This is a genomic window from Parasynechococcus sp., assembly GCF_045559935.1.
Lineage (GTDB): Bacteria > Cyanobacteriota > Cyanobacteriia > PCC-6307 > Cyanobiaceae > Parasynechococcus.
This window is the reverse complement of record NZ_JBJLJL010000008.1, coordinates 12,026-25,882: the sequence shown is the minus strand read 5'-3', so window position 1 is coordinate 25,882 and position 13,857 is coordinate 12,026. Positions and strand designations below refer to the sequence as shown.

At 64.6% G+C, this 13,857-nt stretch carries 15 protein-coding genes and 1 pseudogene; 7 read left to right on the top strand and 9 right to left on the bottom strand.

Annotated features, from left to right (window positions below):
• The first annotated feature begins 49 nt into the window (after positions 1-49).
• From ACJ0G7_RS04595 to ACJ0G7_RS04580, 4 genes are read left to right on the top strand one after another with little or no spacing between them, the layout of a single operon-like run.
• Entirely contained in the window at positions 50-988 is a 939-nt protein-coding gene (locus tag ACJ0G7_RS04595) for a DnaJ C-terminal domain-containing protein (protein WP_186485540.1), read from the top strand.
• Between the two features lie 47 nt (positions 989-1,035).
• Complete coding sequence (hemB, locus tag ACJ0G7_RS04590; RefSeq protein ID WP_043695202.1) at positions 1,036-2,037, top strand: porphobilinogen synthase; 1,002 nt, start codon at positions 1,036-1,038, stop codon at positions 2,035-2,037.
• A 59-nt stretch (positions 2,038-2,096) separates the two neighbouring features.
• Positions 2,097-2,477, top strand: coding sequence for a VOC family protein (locus tag ACJ0G7_RS04585; RefSeq protein WP_043695205.1), 381 nt, complete (start codon positions 2,097-2,099; stop codon positions 2,475-2,477).
• A complete protein-coding gene (locus ACJ0G7_RS04580; RefSeq protein ID WP_052378238.1) occupies positions 2,440-4,872 on the top strand; it encodes an endonuclease MutS2 in 2,433 nt (810 codons plus the stop codon). Before ACJ0G7_RS04585 ends, ACJ0G7_RS04580 begins: the two co-directional genes overlap by 38 nt.
• Positions 4,873-4,880: 8 nt before the next feature.
• On the opposite strand, the gene ACJ0G7_RS04575 is transcribed toward ACJ0G7_RS04580, so the two are convergent.
• A complete protein-coding gene (locus ACJ0G7_RS04575; protein WP_407395302.1) occupies positions 4,881-6,110 on the bottom strand; it encodes an ABC transporter ATP-binding protein in 1,230 nt (409 codons plus the stop codon).
• 59 nt (positions 6,111-6,169) lie between these two features.
• Here ACJ0G7_RS04575 and cgtA point away from each other — a divergent pair, with 59 nt between their 5' ends.
• Complete coding sequence (gene cgtA, locus ACJ0G7_RS04570) at positions 6,170-7,159, top strand: Obg family GTPase CgtA (RefSeq protein ID WP_407395301.1); 990 nt, start codon at positions 6,170-6,172, stop codon at positions 7,157-7,159.
• 80 nt (positions 7,160-7,239) lie between these two features.
• Positions 7,240-7,422, top strand: a complete 183-nt coding sequence (locus tag ACJ0G7_RS04565) for a hypothetical protein (protein WP_407395300.1) — start codon at positions 7,240-7,242, stop codon at positions 7,420-7,422.
• A 33-nt stretch (positions 7,423-7,455) separates the two neighbouring features.
• Here ACJ0G7_RS04565 and ACJ0G7_RS04560 read toward each other — a convergent pair whose 3' ends face one another.
• The 5 genes and pseudogenes from ACJ0G7_RS04560 to ACJ0G7_RS04540 all read right to left on the bottom strand — a co-directional run bounded on the left by ACJ0G7_RS04560 (position 7,456) and on the right by ACJ0G7_RS04540 (position 11,285).
• The gene (locus ACJ0G7_RS04560; protein WP_407395299.1) at positions 7,456-7,674 is read right to left on the bottom strand and encodes a Calvin cycle protein CP12; all 219 of its coding nucleotides are present in this window, start codon (positions 7,672-7,674) and stop codon (positions 7,456-7,458) included.
• 106 nt (positions 7,675-7,780) lie between these two features.
• On the bottom strand, positions 7,781-9,007 hold the full coding sequence (locus tag ACJ0G7_RS04555; RefSeq protein ID WP_407395842.1) for an ABC-F family ATP-binding cassette domain-containing protein: 1,227 nt from the start codon (positions 9,005-9,007) through the stop codon (positions 7,781-7,783).
• Between the two features lie 171 nt (positions 9,008-9,178).
• Positions 9,179-9,610 (bottom strand): annotated as a pseudogene (locus ACJ0G7_RS04550) (ATP-binding cassette domain-containing protein); the annotation flags it as partial.
• A 65-nt stretch (positions 9,611-9,675) separates the two neighbouring features.
• Complete coding sequence (locus tag ACJ0G7_RS04545; RefSeq protein ID WP_043695226.1) at positions 9,676-10,314, bottom strand: DUF2301 domain-containing membrane protein; 639 nt, start codon at positions 10,312-10,314, stop codon at positions 9,676-9,678.
• The gene (locus ACJ0G7_RS04540) at positions 10,311-11,285 is read right to left on the bottom strand and encodes a glutathione S-transferase C-terminal domain-containing protein (RefSeq protein WP_043695229.1); all 975 of its coding nucleotides are present in this window, start codon (positions 11,283-11,285) and stop codon (positions 10,311-10,313) included. The genes ACJ0G7_RS04545 and ACJ0G7_RS04540 overlap by 4 nt, the downstream gene beginning before the upstream one ends.
• A gap of 64 nt (positions 11,286-11,349) precedes the next feature.
• Between ACJ0G7_RS04540 and ACJ0G7_RS04535 the strand changes: the two genes are divergently transcribed.
• Entirely contained in the window at positions 11,350-12,276 is a 927-nt protein-coding gene (locus ACJ0G7_RS04535; protein ID WP_407395841.1) for an aspartoacylase, read from the top strand.
• Positions 12,277-12,278: 2 nt separating this feature from the next.
• Here the strand turns inward: ACJ0G7_RS04535 and ACJ0G7_RS04530 are convergent, their stop codons facing one another.
• The 3 genes from ACJ0G7_RS04530 to ACJ0G7_RS04520 all read right to left on the bottom strand — a co-directional run bounded on the left by ACJ0G7_RS04530 (position 12,279) and on the right by ACJ0G7_RS04520 (position 13,480).
• Positions 12,279-12,650 (bottom strand): hypothetical protein, encoded by a 372-nt coding sequence (locus ACJ0G7_RS04530; RefSeq protein ID WP_407395298.1) that lies wholly within the window; start codon positions 12,648-12,650, stop codon positions 12,279-12,281.
• A complete protein-coding gene (locus ACJ0G7_RS04525) occupies positions 12,647-13,051 on the bottom strand; it encodes a hypothetical protein (RefSeq protein WP_156957181.1) in 405 nt (134 codons plus the stop codon). Before ACJ0G7_RS04525 ends, ACJ0G7_RS04530 begins: the two co-directional genes overlap by 4 nt.
• A 93-nt stretch (positions 13,052-13,144) precedes the next feature.
• The gene (locus ACJ0G7_RS04520; RefSeq protein WP_407395297.1) at positions 13,145-13,480 is read right to left on the bottom strand and encodes a hypothetical protein; all 336 of its coding nucleotides are present in this window, start codon (positions 13,478-13,480) and stop codon (positions 13,145-13,147) included.
• Between the last annotated feature and the right edge of the window lie 377 nt (positions 13,481-13,857).

Below are 13,857 nucleotides of genomic sequence, written 5' to 3'. Positions count from 1 at the left end.
TGGGACACTGTCAGGGTTGTTGGGATGGTCGGGAGACAGGCGCACCGCCATGGCCGGCAGTGGATACAAGGATTACTTCCAGGTGCTCGGGGTCGAGCGCAGCGCTGACGCGGATGCGATCAAGCGCGCCTTCCGCAAGCTTGCGCGGCAGTACCACCCTGATGTGAACCCTGGAGACAAGTCAGCCGAAGCGCGGTTCAAGGAGATCAGCGAGGCGTATGAGGTGCTCTCGGATCCAGACAAGCGTCAGCGCTACGAGCAGTTCGGCCAGTACTGGAGCCAGGCCGGAGCCGGGGGCATGGGAGGTGGTGCCCCGGGTGCCGGATTCGATGTGGATTTCGGGCGCTACGGAAACTTTGACGACTTCATCAACGATCTGCTCGGTCGTTTCGGTGGTCCTGCCGGTGCAGCCGGATTTCCCCGGGGTGCTCAGGCGACCCGCTCGCCCATCAACCTGGACGCCGAGGCCAGTGTCTCCATCGGTTTTCTGGAGGCGTTCCGCGGCACGGAGCGCACACTCTCAGTCAATGATGAAAGGGTTCAGGTGCGCATTCCTGCAGGTGTCCGCACCGGATCGCGACTGCGGCTGAAGGGAAAGGGCAACCTTCAGCCGGGGACAGGACGCCGAGGCGATCTCTACCTGAATCTTTCCGTGGCGGATCATCCCGTCTGGCGTCTCGATGGAGATCAGCTGCGCGCAGACCTGCCCGTGAGTCTCGATGAACTCGCCCTCGGCGGCACGGTGCCGGTGATGACCCCGGATGGCGAAGCCAAGATGACGATCCCCCCTGGAACTCCTCCCGGCCGCAGCCTGCGGTTGCGGAACAAGGGATGGCCCGGCCGGAGCGGGCGGGGAGATCTCCTGTTCTCGCTGGTGCTGGAACTACCGGGCCAGTGGTCGGATGAGGAGCGACGTCTGCTTGAGCAGCTGCGCGTGCTTCGGTCTGAGGATCCACGGCGCAGCTGGCTGAAGTCCGCCAGCCTCTGAACACAAGCCCCCCCAGCCCTACGATCAACGGCTGGTTCCCGGGTCAGATGGAGCTCACCTACCGCCCCCGACGTCTGCGTCGCACTCCCGCTCTTCGAGCCATGGTGCGGGAAACAAGTCTGTCGGCGGCTGATTTCATTTACCCCCTGTTCGTGCACGAAGGAGTGGGCGTTGAACCGATCGGCGCCATGCCGGGTGCGAACCGCTGGAGTTTGGAGCAGCTCAGCGGGGAGGTGCAGCGGGCCTGGGATCTCGGCGTCCGCTGCGTCGTGCTGTTTCCGAAGGTGGCCGAGGGATTGAAGACCGAGGACGGGGCCGAGTGCTTCAACGAGAACGGTCTGATCCCACGGGCGATCCGTCAGCTCAAGAGAGATGTGCCGGAGATGGCGATCATGACCGATGTCGCCCTGGACCCCTATTCCTGCGATGGCCATGACGGCATCGTGAGCGAGCAGGGCATCGTGCTCAACGATGAGACGATCGAGCAGCTCTGTCAGCAGGCCGTGGTGCAGGCGGCAGCAGGCGCGGATCTGATCGGACCCAGCGACATGATGGACGGGCGTGTCGGAGCCATCCGGGAAGCTCTCGATGACGAGGGTTTCGATCAGGTGGGCATCATCAGCTACACCGCCAAATACTCGTCCGCGTATTACGGGCCCTTCCGGGAGGCGCTGGACTCTGCCCCAAGGGCTGCGGGCAGCAAACCGATCCCGAAGAACAAAGACACTTATCAGATGGATCCCGCCAATGCTCGGGAAGCGATCACGGAAGCCCAGCTCGACGAGCAGGAGGGCGCCGACATCATGATGGTGAAGCCGGGTCTGGCCTACCTCGACATCATTCATCGGCTGCGGCAGGAGTCGGAGCTGCCGATTGCCGCCTACAACGTCAGCGGCGAATACTCGATGGTCAAGGCTGCTGCCGAACGTGGCTGGATCGATGAACGGGCTGTGGTGCTGGAAACGCTGCTGAGCTTCAAGCGGGCCGGAGCTGATCTGATCCTCACTTATCACGCCTGCGATGCGGCCGGCTGGCTGAAGGGCGGCTGACCTGTCAACGGTTCGGTCACATCACTCTTCAGAATGTCCCCTTCAGTGAGCCTCCCCTGATGGCATCGGTGGATCGTCTCGGCCATGTGGCCATCCGCGTCCAGGACGTCACCCGTGCCGTGGCCTTTTACGAGGGGCTGGGCATGCGCCTTGTGTGGAAAGCGGACGACTGGTGTTATCTCGAGGCAGGGCCCGGGCGCGACGGGCTTGCCCTGCTGGGTCCGGATTACAAGGCTGCCGGCCCCCACTTCGCCTTCCACTTCCGTGACCGCGACGACGTGGATCAGATCCATCAACAGCTTCAGCAGTCCGGTGTGTTCGTGGGGTCTGTGCATGACCACCGCGATGGCACGGCTTCCTTCTACCTGAAGGATCCAGACGGCAACTGGCTGGAGATGCTTTATGAACCCCCCGGTGGCATTCCTTCCAACTGCAGCTGACGCCCCCGTCGAGCGGGATCGTGCTCTGCAGGAGACGCTCGGGCTCCTGGAATGGCCGCGGGTGTGCGAGCACCTCTCCGGGTTCGCGTCCACGGCGATGGGACGCGTTGCTGCACGGTCCCTGTCGCTGCCGGCTGGCCTTGCCCAAAGTCGAACGGCTCTGAAGGAGACCGTGGAACTGGTGACCCTCGATGATCTGAGCGAGGGAGGGATCAGCTTCCGAGGCGTACGGGATCTGCGGCCGGTTGTGTTGCGTTGCAGCAAAGGCGGCACCGCATCCGGGGAGGAGCTGCTGGCGGTGGCGGAGACCCTGGCAACCGCACGGCGGCTTCGGCGGCAGATCGATGAACCGGAGCTTCGACCGGCGTGCAGCGATCTGATCGCTGCGATGGTGACCCTTCCGGAGCTGGAGCAGCGGCTGAAGTTCGCTCTCGAGGAGGGCGGACGTGTGGCCGACCGCGCCAGCGCTCCCCTGGCGGGCCTGCGGCGGCAATGGGACGGTCTGCGGCAGGAGCGTCGCGACAAGTTGCAGGATCTGCTGCGGCGTCTCGGTCCGTTGCTGCAGGACACGGTGATCGCACAACGCCACGGGCGTCCTGTGCTGGCGGTCAAGGCCGGAGCGGTGGGACAGGTGCCGGGGCAGGTGCATGACAGTTCGGCCTCGGGCAGCACCCTGTTCGTGGAGCCCCGTTCCGTGCTCGCGATCGGCAACCGGCTGGTGGACATTGAGGCCCGGATCCGTGAGGAGGAGCTGCGGGTCCTGGCTGAGCTGAGCGAGCGGGTGGCGGAGCAGGAGCAGCCGCTCAACGTTCTCAATGGAGTGCTGCTTCGGCTGGACCTGGCGCTGGCTCGAGGCCGTTACGGTCGCTGGCTGGGAGGATCGGTGCCCCAGCTGGAGGACCGGCCGGAGGCGCCGTTCCGGCTGGAGAACCTGCGCCACCCCCTGCTGGTTTGGCAGGAGAAGCATGACGAAGGCCCGGCTGTGGTGCCGATCTCGGTGGAGGTGTCTGAAGAGCTGCGGGTCGTTGCGATCACTGGTCCCAACACCGGCGGCAAGACCGTGACCCTGAAGAGCATCGGTCTGGCGGCCCTGATGGCCCGCGCGGGCATGCTGCTTCCCTGTTCCGGGCAGCCGTCGCTGCCGTGGTGCGCTCAGGTGTTGGCGGACATCGGTGATGAGCAGTCCCTGCAGCAGAGCCTCTCCACCTTCAGCGGCCATGTGAAGCGGATCGGTCGCATCCTGGACGCGTTGCAGCAGGGGCCCGCCCCGGCTCTGGTGCTTCTCGATGAGGTGGGTGCAGGCACCGACCCCAGCGAGGGCACCGCCCTGGCGACGGCCTTGCTGAAGGCTCTCGCGGATCGGGCCCGGCTCACGATCGCCACCACCCACTTCGGTGAACTGAAGGCACTCAAGTACGGCGATGGCCGTTTTGAGAACGCCTCGGTGGCTTTCAACCCTGAGACGCTCTCACCCACCTATGAATTGCTGTGGGGCATCCCCGGGCGCAGCAATGCCCTGGCGATCGCCACCCGGCTTGGCCTCGACCGGCAGGTGCTGGATCAGGCCCAGGAGCTGCTCGCTCCAGCCGGAGATGGAGAGGTCAACAGTGTCATCCGTGGTCTTGAGGAGCAACGGCAACGCCAGCAGGCCGCGGCGGAGGATGCCGCGGCACTGCTGGCCCGCACCGAGCTGCTGCATGAGGAGTTGCTGCAGCGCTGGCAGCAGCAGAAACAGCAGTCAGCGGAGCGCCAGGAGCAGGGCCGGCAGCGTCTGGAGCGTTCGATCCGTGACGGTCAGAAGGAGGTGCGCACCCTGATCCGTCGGCTGAGGGACGGCCAGGCTGATGGTGAGACGGCCCGGCGGGCCGGCCAGCGCCTGCGCAAGCTGGAGGACCGTCATCGGCCTGAACCGGAGCGCCGGGCGCACGCTGGATGGCGGCCCCAGGTGGGAGACCGCATCCGTCTGCTGGCTCTCGGGAAGGCTGCTGATGTGCTGGAGATGTCAGACGATGGCTTGCAGCTCACCGTGCGTTGCGGCGTGATGCGCAGCACCGTGGAGCTGGCGGCGGTGGAAAGTCTCGATGGCCGCAAGCCGGAGCCGCCGGAGGCGGTGGTGAAGGTGAAAGCCCGGACGCCATCAGGAGGCGGCGGTCAGGTGCGCACGTCGCGCAACACGGTGGATGTCCGTGGTCTTCGGGTTCATGAAGCGGAGGCTGCCGTGGAGGAGCACCTGCGCTCTGCGTCCGGTGCCGTCTGGGTGATCCACGGGATCGGGACCGGGAAGCTGAAGCGCGGCCTGCGGGCCTGGCTGGACACGGTGCCCTACGTGGAACGCGTCACCGATGCGGACCAGGGCGATGGTGGACAGGGCTGCAGCGTGGTCTGGCTGCGCTGAGGGAGCCTTCAGAGAGGGGGAAGCTGTGGCTCTTCGGGTGAGCTCCGGGCAGGTTCCGGTGGGCAGATGGCATCGCCTTCGGCGTCAAACAGCCGCCAGCCCTGGGGATCGGGATCCAGGTGCAGCCTTCCTCCCACGATCACCGCAAGGTCCGCCTCGGTGCGCACCGTCACCAGGTGACCGCCATGGAGCAGCTGACAGGTGATCAGCTGCTCGTTGCCCAGCACTTCGACATGACGGATCTCCGCCGGCAGGTTGCGATTGGTGGAAGGGGCGACCCTCCAGCCTTCCGGCCGCAGCCCTGCCGTGAGCACCTGCCCCTCCAGTGCAGGGAGTGCCTCGGCCATCGGCCCCTCCACCGGCAGTCGACGATCCTCCAGCAGCAGGGTGGCTGCGGGTGCCACCGTGACCGGCAGCAGGGCCATCGGCGGGCTGCCGATGAACTGGGCGACGAACAGATTCGAGGGCCATCGGTACAACTCCATGGGAGTCCCCAGCTGCTGCAGGTATCCCTGATTGAGCACGGCGATGCGATGACCCATCGTCATCGCTTCGACCTGATCGTGAGTCACATACAGCGTCGTGGTCCCCAGCTGTTTCTGCAGCTCGACGATGCGGGTCCGGGTGCTGTTGCGCAGCTTGGCATCGAGATTGCTGAGCGGCTCGTCCATCAGAAAGACCTTTGGCTGCCGGGCCATCGCACGTCCGAGAGCGACCCGCTGTTTCTGGCCACCGGAGAGTTCCTTCGGCAGTCGATCCAGCAAGTCCGTCAGTTCCAGCGACTCAGCCACCTCCCCCACGCGCGTTTCGATGCGTCGCTCGCGGGGACTGGGCACCTGCAGGGAGGGCGGCAGGTGGCGAGCACTTCGGTGCAGCTGATCCTGCAGACGCTGCAGTGGCGGCAGAGAGCGGCTGCGTCGCAGCCCGAAGCTGAGGTTGTCCCGGACGCTCAGATGCGGATAGAGCGCGTAGCTCTGAAACACCATGGCCACATCCCGTTGGGCCGGCCGCACCCTGCTGACGGGTCGATCACCGATCAGGATCTCTCCGGCGGATGGGAGTTCAAGTCCTGCCAGAAGACGAAGAAGCGTGCTTTTGCCGCAGCCGGAAGGTCCGACAAGCACGAGAAACTCACCGTCCTCGATCATCAGATCAAGGCTTCGGATCACGTCGACGGGGCGGCCCCCTCGTCGGCCTGGGTAGCTCTTGCAGAGGGCTTCGAATCGGACGCCGGCCAAGCGTTGGGACTGCAGCCACCTGATCCTAGGGTTGTGGATTCGACCCACCCGGCGCCACCGTGCAGTTCATCGATCAGGCACGGATCACGGCTCGAGGTGGCCGCGGCGGCGACGGGATTGCGGCCTTCCGACGCGAGAAGTACGTGCCGGCAGGTGGACCTTCCGGCGGTGATGGCGGTCACGGCGGACATGTCGTGCTGGAGGCCGATGCCAATCTCCAGACTCTGCTGGACTTCAAATACAAGCGTCTGTTCGCTGCCGACGACGGCCGGCGCGGTGGACCGAACAAGTGCACCGGGGCCTCAGGGCGTGAACTGGTGGTGAAGGTCCCGTGCGGGACGGAAGTGCGACATCTCACCACTGGAATCCTGCTCGGCGATCTGATCAACGGCGGTGAACGGCTGGTGGTCGCTTTCGGCGGGCGCGGAGGGCTGGGCAATGCTCATTACCTGAGCAACCGCAATCGCGCTCCCGAAAAATTCACCGAGGGTCGCGATGGAGAGGAGTGGCCGCTTCAGCTTGAGCTCAAACTGTTGGCCGAGGTCGGCATCATCGGCCTGCCGAATGCCGGCAAAAGCACCCTGATCGCCGTGTTGTCAGCCGCTCGCCCCAAAATCGCCGACTATCCATTCACCACCCTGGTCCCGAATCTCGGGGTCGTGCGACGACCGAGCGGTGATGGAACTGTCTTCGCTGACATCCCAGGACTCATCGCCGGTGCCGCTCAGGGAGCCGGGCTTGGCCACGACTTCCTGCGCCACATCGAGCGCACCCGATTGCTGATTCATCTGGTTGATGCCGGGGCAGACGATCCGATCGGCGATCTGCGGGTGGTGGAGAACGAGCTGGAGGCCTATGGCCATGGGCTCGTGGAACGACCCCGCATCCTGGTGCTGAACAAACAGGAACTTGTTTCCGACGATCAACTGCCTGAGCTGGTCGGTGACCTCGAAGGGGCCAGCGGCCGTTCCGTGTTGTGCGTCTCAGCAGCGATGGGGAGCAATCTCGATGCTCTGCTGGAGCGCGTCTGGCGCGAACTGGGGGTCTGATGCTCCGTGTCGGCCGGCACATCTGAAGTTGTGAGGCCGGTCACTCCTCGCCATAACGGAGTTGGCATCCAACAGCCGCCATGACTTTTTACACCTGCTTTGACGACAAAGGCGAGATCATCGCCCGTTGTCAGACCCAACAAGAAATCGATGTGCTGCGCCGCATGGGGCGCCCGATCGCTGAGGTGAAGGCCATGAAGAATGAAGAGGCTGTGGTCTGCAGCCTTACCGGCAGCCCCTCGGACTTCAACGAGGAGATCTGATTCGCAGATCCCCTGGTCCTTCGACCTGTCTGATCAGTCGTCGTAGACCCGGCACTCATCGGCGTCCGGGTTGGCCTCGCAATGGAGCTCCAGGGACGTCGGGTCGTGGGAGTCCTCGGGGTGATGTTCCTTGTACTCCTCGAGAGAGTGGAGTTCATCTTTGAGGTGACGGACCTTGGCCTCATCGCCTGCGGCTTTGGCCGCTTCGATCTCGGACTTGTCCTTGTTGATGTGCTCGTCGATGGATTTCATGGAATCTCCCCGATGCCGCTCACCACATTACGACCCATCTCAAGGGTGAGTGCGGTCGTTTTCGTTTGCGGCAGTTCCCTGACATCGCCGCCCTGGCCCTGTGAGATCAGGGTCTCAGTTCGCTCAGCTCAAGCCAGCGTTCCTCCGCCTGTTCGATGCTGCTGATCAGTTCGGCGAGCTCGATGCTGAGCCTGGCCACCTCGGATCCCTCACAGGTCAGCTCCCGTTCCAGGGCCGCCCGCTTGGTCTCCAGTTCAGGGAGCTGCTGATCCAGCGATGCCAGTTCCTTCGATTCCTTGAAGCTGCGGCGACGGGGCTTCTCCTCGTCACCTCTGTCCCTGGAGTCCTTTCGGGATGGAGGAACTGCGGCACTGGTCTGCTGTCGCTCCTGCTGCCGCTGCTGGTCGAGGAATTCCGAGTAGTTGCCTTCGAAGCGTTGCAGCCGGCCGGCTTCGAAACAGAACAGACGGTCCACCGTGCGGTCGAGGAAATAGCGGTCGTGGGAGACCACGATCACGCAACCGCGGAAGTCTTCGAGAAAGTCCTCCAGAACGCTCAGCGTCTGCACATCCAGATCGTTGGTGGGCTCATCGAGCAGCAGCACATTCGGAGCCTGAATCAGCATCCGGCAAAGGGTCAGGCGCCGCCGCTCGCCCCCGGAGAGTTTGGCCAGGGGGCTGTGCTGCTGCGCTGGTGGAAACAGAAACCGCTCCAGCAGTTGAGAGGCGGTGAGCTGCTCGCCTCCGAGGTCGATGCGGCTGGCAGCCTCCTCCACGAATTCGATGACCTTGCGCTCCAGTCCCTTGCCCTTGGTGAAGTCCTCGGTGTGCTGGTCCAGATAGCCGATGTGGACGGTTTCCCCAAGGCGCAGGGAGCCGTGGGTGGCACTGCGGCGACCGGCGATCAAATCCAGCAGCGTGGATTTGCCGCTGCCGTTCGGGCCGATGATCCCCACCCGGTCCTCGGGGCTGAAGCTGTAGGTGAAGTCATCCAGAAGCCTCCGGCCTTCGGCACTGCCGTCGGTGCTGACCCCCAGTCCCTCGGCTTCGATCACCAGCTTGCCGATGCGTCGGCTGACGCTGGTCATCTCCAGTTTTCCCCGGGCCTGCACCGGTTGTTCGTCCCGCATGGTTTCGATGCGCTGCAGGCGAGCCTTCTGCTTTGTGCTGCGTGCTTTCGGGCCCTGGCGCAGCCAGGCCAGTTCCCGCCTCAGCACCCCCTTGAACTTGGCCGCCGAGGAGGCTTCGGACGCCTCCTCTTCGGCCTTGTGCTGCAGGTAGGTGCTGTAGTTGCCCTGATAGGTCCGCGCCCGGCCTCGGGCCACTTCGACCATCCGGCGGGTGATTCGGTCGAGCACGTAGCGATCGTGGGTGACGAGCACCAGGGCTCCCGGGTAGCGGTCCAACCAGCTCTGGAGCCACTCCACGGCAGTGGCGTCCAGGTGGTTGGTCGGTTCATCCAGCAGCAGCACGTCCGGGCACGCGACCAGGGCTGAGGCCAGTCCGACCCGTTTGCGGTAGCCGCCGGAGAGAGCTTCCACAGGCTTCTGCAGGTCGCTGATTCCGAGTTTCTGAAGCACCTCGCGGCACTGCTGCTCCAGGCTCCAGGCCTCTTCCTCATCCATCCGCTGGCTCAGGTCGCCCAGCTCGGCCAGCAGCGCTTGATTCTCGGGATCCGCTGCCACGGCCTCACTCAGGGAGCTGAAGCGAAGCAGCAGATCACGCTTGGCACCACATCCCTGCAGCACCTGCTCCAGAACCGTGAGTCCGGGTGTGACGCGGCTGTCCTGCCCCACCAGCTCCACCCGCAGCCGCGGTGAGCAACGCCGTTCCCCCTCTCCGAGGGGTTCCTGGCCGGCCAGCACCTTCAGCAGCGTTGATTTGCCCGCTCCATTCGGGCCGATCAGTCCGAGTCTCTCCCCCTCTCCGATGTGGAGATCCAGCTCAGCGAACAGGGTGCGGATGCCGAAATCCTTTCCGGCCCCCACCAGGCTGATCAGACTCACGGGGTCCCGGCAGACAGCTGACCGTCCAGATAAGCAAAGACGCTCTTGTCGCCGACATCCGCAGCGGCTTCGATGCCGAATTTCCGCAGAGCCAGCACGACCAGAAGCAGGCCGGCAACACCCACCAGCACCAGCCCGGATTCGTCGCCGAGCAGACCGACGAGACGACCCAGCAACGCCAGGGGAAGCAGCAGAGTGAGACCGATCGCCTCCGGTCTCTGGAAGCAGAAGAATTCCTTGAAGCCGATTCCCGCCAGGGCCGCGAAGAGTGGCCCGACGGCCAGGATCCAGAGCGGCCTGCCGGCCAGTGTGGCGAGGGCATCAGCAGGTCCCGCTGTGATCAGCAAGGCCCCCCATCCGGCACATCCCAGCAACCAGAACAGCTGGAGTGCGCGGTGCAACGGCCTCAGGTAGATGTGAATCCACTTCAGTGCCAGACCGATCCCGGCGGTCAGGGGCAGCAGCCACAGCCAGGCCCAGGATCCGCCGAGGGCCCACCAATGCAGCACTCCTCCGCTCATCGCCAGGCCCGAGATCAGAAGGGCGATGCGGTAGCGCTGCACCTCCCGGCGATCCTGCTCGTTGATCGTGTACGGGCCGTAGACACCGTCGAACTGGGGGTCGGCCGTGCTCATGCCTCAGGGATGGTGCTGTTCACCAGTGTGCTCAGCTCCGGGCCGGCTGGAACGATGCCCCCGGGATTGAGGGGAAACAGGGCTCCGAAATAATCCTGACGCCAGGCCTTGGCATCGCAGGTTTCAGCCACTCCGGGCAGGTCGTGGAAGCGCCTGCGCCAGGCCCATAGATGCGGAAACTGCCAGAGGGGTCTCCGGCTGCAGCCGAAGAGAGGGGAATAGACCAGTTCCCAACGGATCAACGTTGGGAAGAGTCGGACATCCGCCAGGGTCAGGGTCTCGCCGCACAGCCACGGACCCCTCTCCGCCAGCGCCTGCTCCACCTGTTCCAGAGCCTCGAACAGCGCTGTTTCAGCACGGTCGTAAGCCAGCTGGCCCCGGGCGAAACCGCAGCGGTAGACACCGTCGTTCACCGCCGGCTGCAGCAGGGTCTGCCACCGCTGGATCATCTCCTGATGATCAGGAGGATCGAGGTCCGGAGCATCCTCGGAGGCGGGCCAGCGGTTCAGCAGCTCCACCAGCTGTGCACTTTCGTTGCCGAGAATGCGTGGTCCCTGGGGATCCACCAGAGCCGGCACCGTGGCCCGATGACTTGGTGGTGCCGAGCAGGCTCTGTAGAGGTCCAGCAGGCTGCTGCAGCCGAGCCAGGCCGGATCCAGTTGCCAGCGCCCTGCGCGGTGATCAGCCGTCGCCATGAGCACGGTCAGGCTGTCTCCCAGACCCCTCAGGCGATGCACCAGCCAGGTGCGATGGGCCCATGGACAGCTGCGGCCGATGATCAGATGGGGCCTCTGCTGTTCGGAGCGGCCCCTCAGCTGCGCTTGGTCGGGTCGTTCTGCCTCGAGATGATCACTGACCGGGCGGCAGTAGTTCCCAGCAGCATCAGCAGGACCCAGGCCTCCCATCAGCCGGCTCCATTGCCATCGCCACCCTGAGCGGGCGGCCATCACCACGATCGGAGGGATCGACATCGTCAGGATGTTTGCCGCCAGTCTGGAAGCCCATGCTTCAGTCGTGCAGCAGCGTGTGCCCCTGATGACGGCGTCGGACGTTCTTCTTGTGGCCGGGACCCATGGCAACGAGGTGAACGCGCCATGGCTGCTGGAGGCCTGGCAGAGGACGCCTGATCTGGTGGATGCCCATGGCCTCACGGTTCAGCCGCTGATCGGCAATCCCGATGCGCGAGCGGCCAATCGCCGCTACATCGACCGTGATCTCAACCGCAGCTTTCTGCCGGAACGTTTCGCCTCTGATGAGAGTGAAGCGCTGGAGCTTGCCCGGGCCCGGTCCCTGGTGCAGCTGCATGGTCCACACGGCACGCATCCCTGCCGGGTGGCCCTCGATCTGCACAGCACCACGGCGGCCATGGGCAGTTGTCTGGTGGTTTACGGCCGTCGGCCCGCTGATCTGGCTCTGGCGAGCCTCGTGCAGGGTGCGCTCGGACTGCCGGTGTATCTGCATGAGGCTGATGATCGTCAGACCGGTTTCCTCGTGGAGTGCTGGCCCTGTGGTCTGGTGATCGAGGTGGGTCCGGTGCCGCAGTCGCTTCTGGATGTTCGGATCGTTGAACAGACCCGTCTGGCGGTGGAAACCTGCCTGGCCTCTCTGGCAGCAGCGCGCAGGGCGGCAGGGCGTTACCCACGACAGCTCGTGGTGCATCGCCATCGCTGCAGCCTGGATCTGCCGAGACGTGACGGGAATCAGATTTCAGGCCTGCTGCATGGTGATCGTCTCGGCCGGGACTGGCAGCCGCTGGCGTCCGAGGACCCTCTGTTCGTTGAACTCTGCGGCCAGGGGCTGCCGGCGATTCAGGGCTTCGATGGCGAGGTGGGCGATGTTCCCGTGTTCATCAATGAGGCCGCTTACGCCGAGAAGCGAATCGCTCTGTCGCTGACCCGGCGGGAGGTTTGGCCTGTGGAAGACGCCTGGCGGACGGCCCTCGAGCACTTGCTGAAGAGCTGAGTTCAGCGGGGAGGTCCGTTGTAGATCTCTGCTTCCACCTGACGTCCGTCAGAAGAAATCTTCAGTTCGGTCTCCACGGTCGGAGGTGCGCCGGCCTCCTGCCAACCGGGAGCACCACCGTCGAACCGGAAGGTGTAGCCGTCGTCGGTGGTCACGAGACAGTCACCTCCACCGACGCTTGTCCCGTACATGCAGCGGGCCGCGCGGTAGCGGCTCAGTCCACCGTTGATGGCCTCGGCACGCATCCGAGCCACATTCACAGCTCTCTGCCGGGCATCGGACACCTGGGCTCTGGCTTCCTGAACGGGGCCGAGGCCGAGGGGCAGGCTCGCTCCGATCAGAACGAGTCCGAGGGATCGGCTGAGGAAACTCATGGATTGTCCGGTGGCATCACCGGAGGAGAGCTGTTCCCCTTTGGTAGCAGCGGTCCGTTGTAAGAGACGTCCAGAATCCGATCGCCGTCTGGTGAGACCAGAACTTCGGTCACCAGGGTCGGTTGCGGCGGAATCTGCTGCTGCCAGCCGGGTGCACCGCCCCTGAAGCGGAAGAGGAATCCCTCATCCGTCGAGGAGATCAGGCAGGCCTCTCCCCGAAGAGCATGCATGCACTGATCGGATCGGTACAGACGTAATCCGCCGTTCAGTCGCTCGGCCCTCATCCGGGCCAGATTGGCCGCCTTGGTCTGGGCAAAGGGGTAGTTGTTGGACTGGGCGATGGCCATCGACCCAGTCACAGCCAGTCCCAGGCTGACAAGCAGAGCAGGGAACGGACGCATCGGAGCACTTGCGATGTGCCGTCACTCTGCTGCTGGAGCGGTGGGATGCATCCCCGCGGCTGGGACATAGGTGTGTCCGGATGCGCCTGTCCATCAACCGCAGGCCCAGACCCCCGTCCCTTCCTTGCTGCAACTGAGGTCACTGCGTTGACCATCGGCCCAGTACAAGCGGAGCCTGTCGTCGTCGCTTCCGATGCGAAGCGTCAGCGATTGGAGCGGACCTGCCGGAGTCCTGGCGTCTTTCGGGGCGGCTCCCTTGCTCTGATCCTCGAGGCGTCTCTCCAGCTGATCCAGGCGAAGCTCCAGCCTCCTGAGGGCATCGTCGGAGCCAGCGCCTGTTCTGGACTGCTCTGCGCCTGGTGTTGGAATCCATCCACGCTGACACCCGCCGAGCAGCAGAAGTCCGAAACAGAGGGCTGCAACAGACATCGGCCTGGAGACGCGAGAAACCATGGTCCGGAGAACGGTTGATCCAGGCTCTCAGCAGATCGCCGCTTGCACCAGACGTTCACTCCAATAAACCGTGGCTCCCTGGGCCTCGAGCTCATGGCGGCGATGCCGTGCCTGGCAAAGAGGAACGGTTTCCTCCAAGCGTTGCCCTGAATGGAGCCAGCGGATCAGAACCAAGACGCATCCCGAAGGGGGCAATCAAACCTTAAGACTTTCCGAGCCCCCCTGTCCTGGCCTGGGGTGTGCCGCCGGACCCCGCGCAATGTCCGCACACACACCGCAAACTTCCGTTACATTGGGTGGAGGCAGGGCATCCCTGCCCTTCCTTAAACCGTCCCTTCGGGGGCACTTCTTTC

Bases quoted from the DNA above. Each gene is read 5' to 3' on its own strand.
- ACJ0G7_RS04595 (WP_186485540.1), top strand. From the start codon at position 50: ATGGCCGGCAGTGGATACAAGGATTACTTCCAGGTGCTCGGGGTCGAG.
- hemB (WP_043695202.1), top strand. From the start codon at position 1,036: ATGGAGCTCACCTACCGCCCCCGACGTCTGCGTCGCACTCCCGCTCTT.
- ACJ0G7_RS04585 (WP_043695205.1), top strand. From the start codon at position 2,097: ATGGCATCGGTGGATCGTCTCGGCCATGTGGCCATCCGCGTCCAGGAC.
- ACJ0G7_RS04580 (WP_052378238.1), top strand. From the start codon at position 2,440: ATGAACCCCCCGGTGGCATTCCTTCCAACTGCAGCTGACGCCCCCGTC.
- ACJ0G7_RS04565 (WP_407395300.1), top strand. From the start codon at position 7,240: ATGACTTTTTACACCTGCTTTGACGACAAAGGCGAGATCATCGCCCGT.
- ACJ0G7_RS04560 (WP_407395299.1), bottom strand. From the start codon at position 7,674: ATGAAATCCATCGACGAGCACATCAACAAGGACAAGTCCGAGATCGAA.
- ACJ0G7_RS04555 (WP_407395842.1), bottom strand. From the start codon at position 9,007: ATGGTCGAAGTGGCCCGAGGCCGGGCGCGGACCTATCAGGGCAACTAC.
- ACJ0G7_RS04545 (WP_043695226.1), bottom strand. From the start codon at position 10,314: ATGAGCACGGCCGACCCCCAGTTCGACGGTGTCTACGGCCCGTACACG.
- ACJ0G7_RS04540 (WP_043695229.1), bottom strand. From the start codon at position 11,285: ATGTCGATCCCTCCGATCGTGGTGATGGCCGCCCGCTCAGGGTGGCGA.
- ACJ0G7_RS04535 (WP_407395841.1), top strand. From the start codon at position 11,350: ATGACGGCGTCGGACGTTCTTCTTGTGGCCGGGACCCATGGCAACGAG.
- ACJ0G7_RS04530 (WP_407395298.1), bottom strand. From the start codon at position 12,650: ATGAGTTTCCTCAGCCGATCCCTCGGACTCGTTCTGATCGGAGCGAGC.
- ACJ0G7_RS04525 (WP_156957181.1), bottom strand. From the start codon at position 13,051: ATGCGTCCGTTCCCTGCTCTGCTTGTCAGCCTGGGACTGGCTGTGACT.
- ACJ0G7_RS04520 (WP_407395297.1), bottom strand. From the start codon at position 13,480: ATGTCTGTTGCAGCCCTCTGTTTCGGACTTCTGCTGCTCGGCGGGTGT.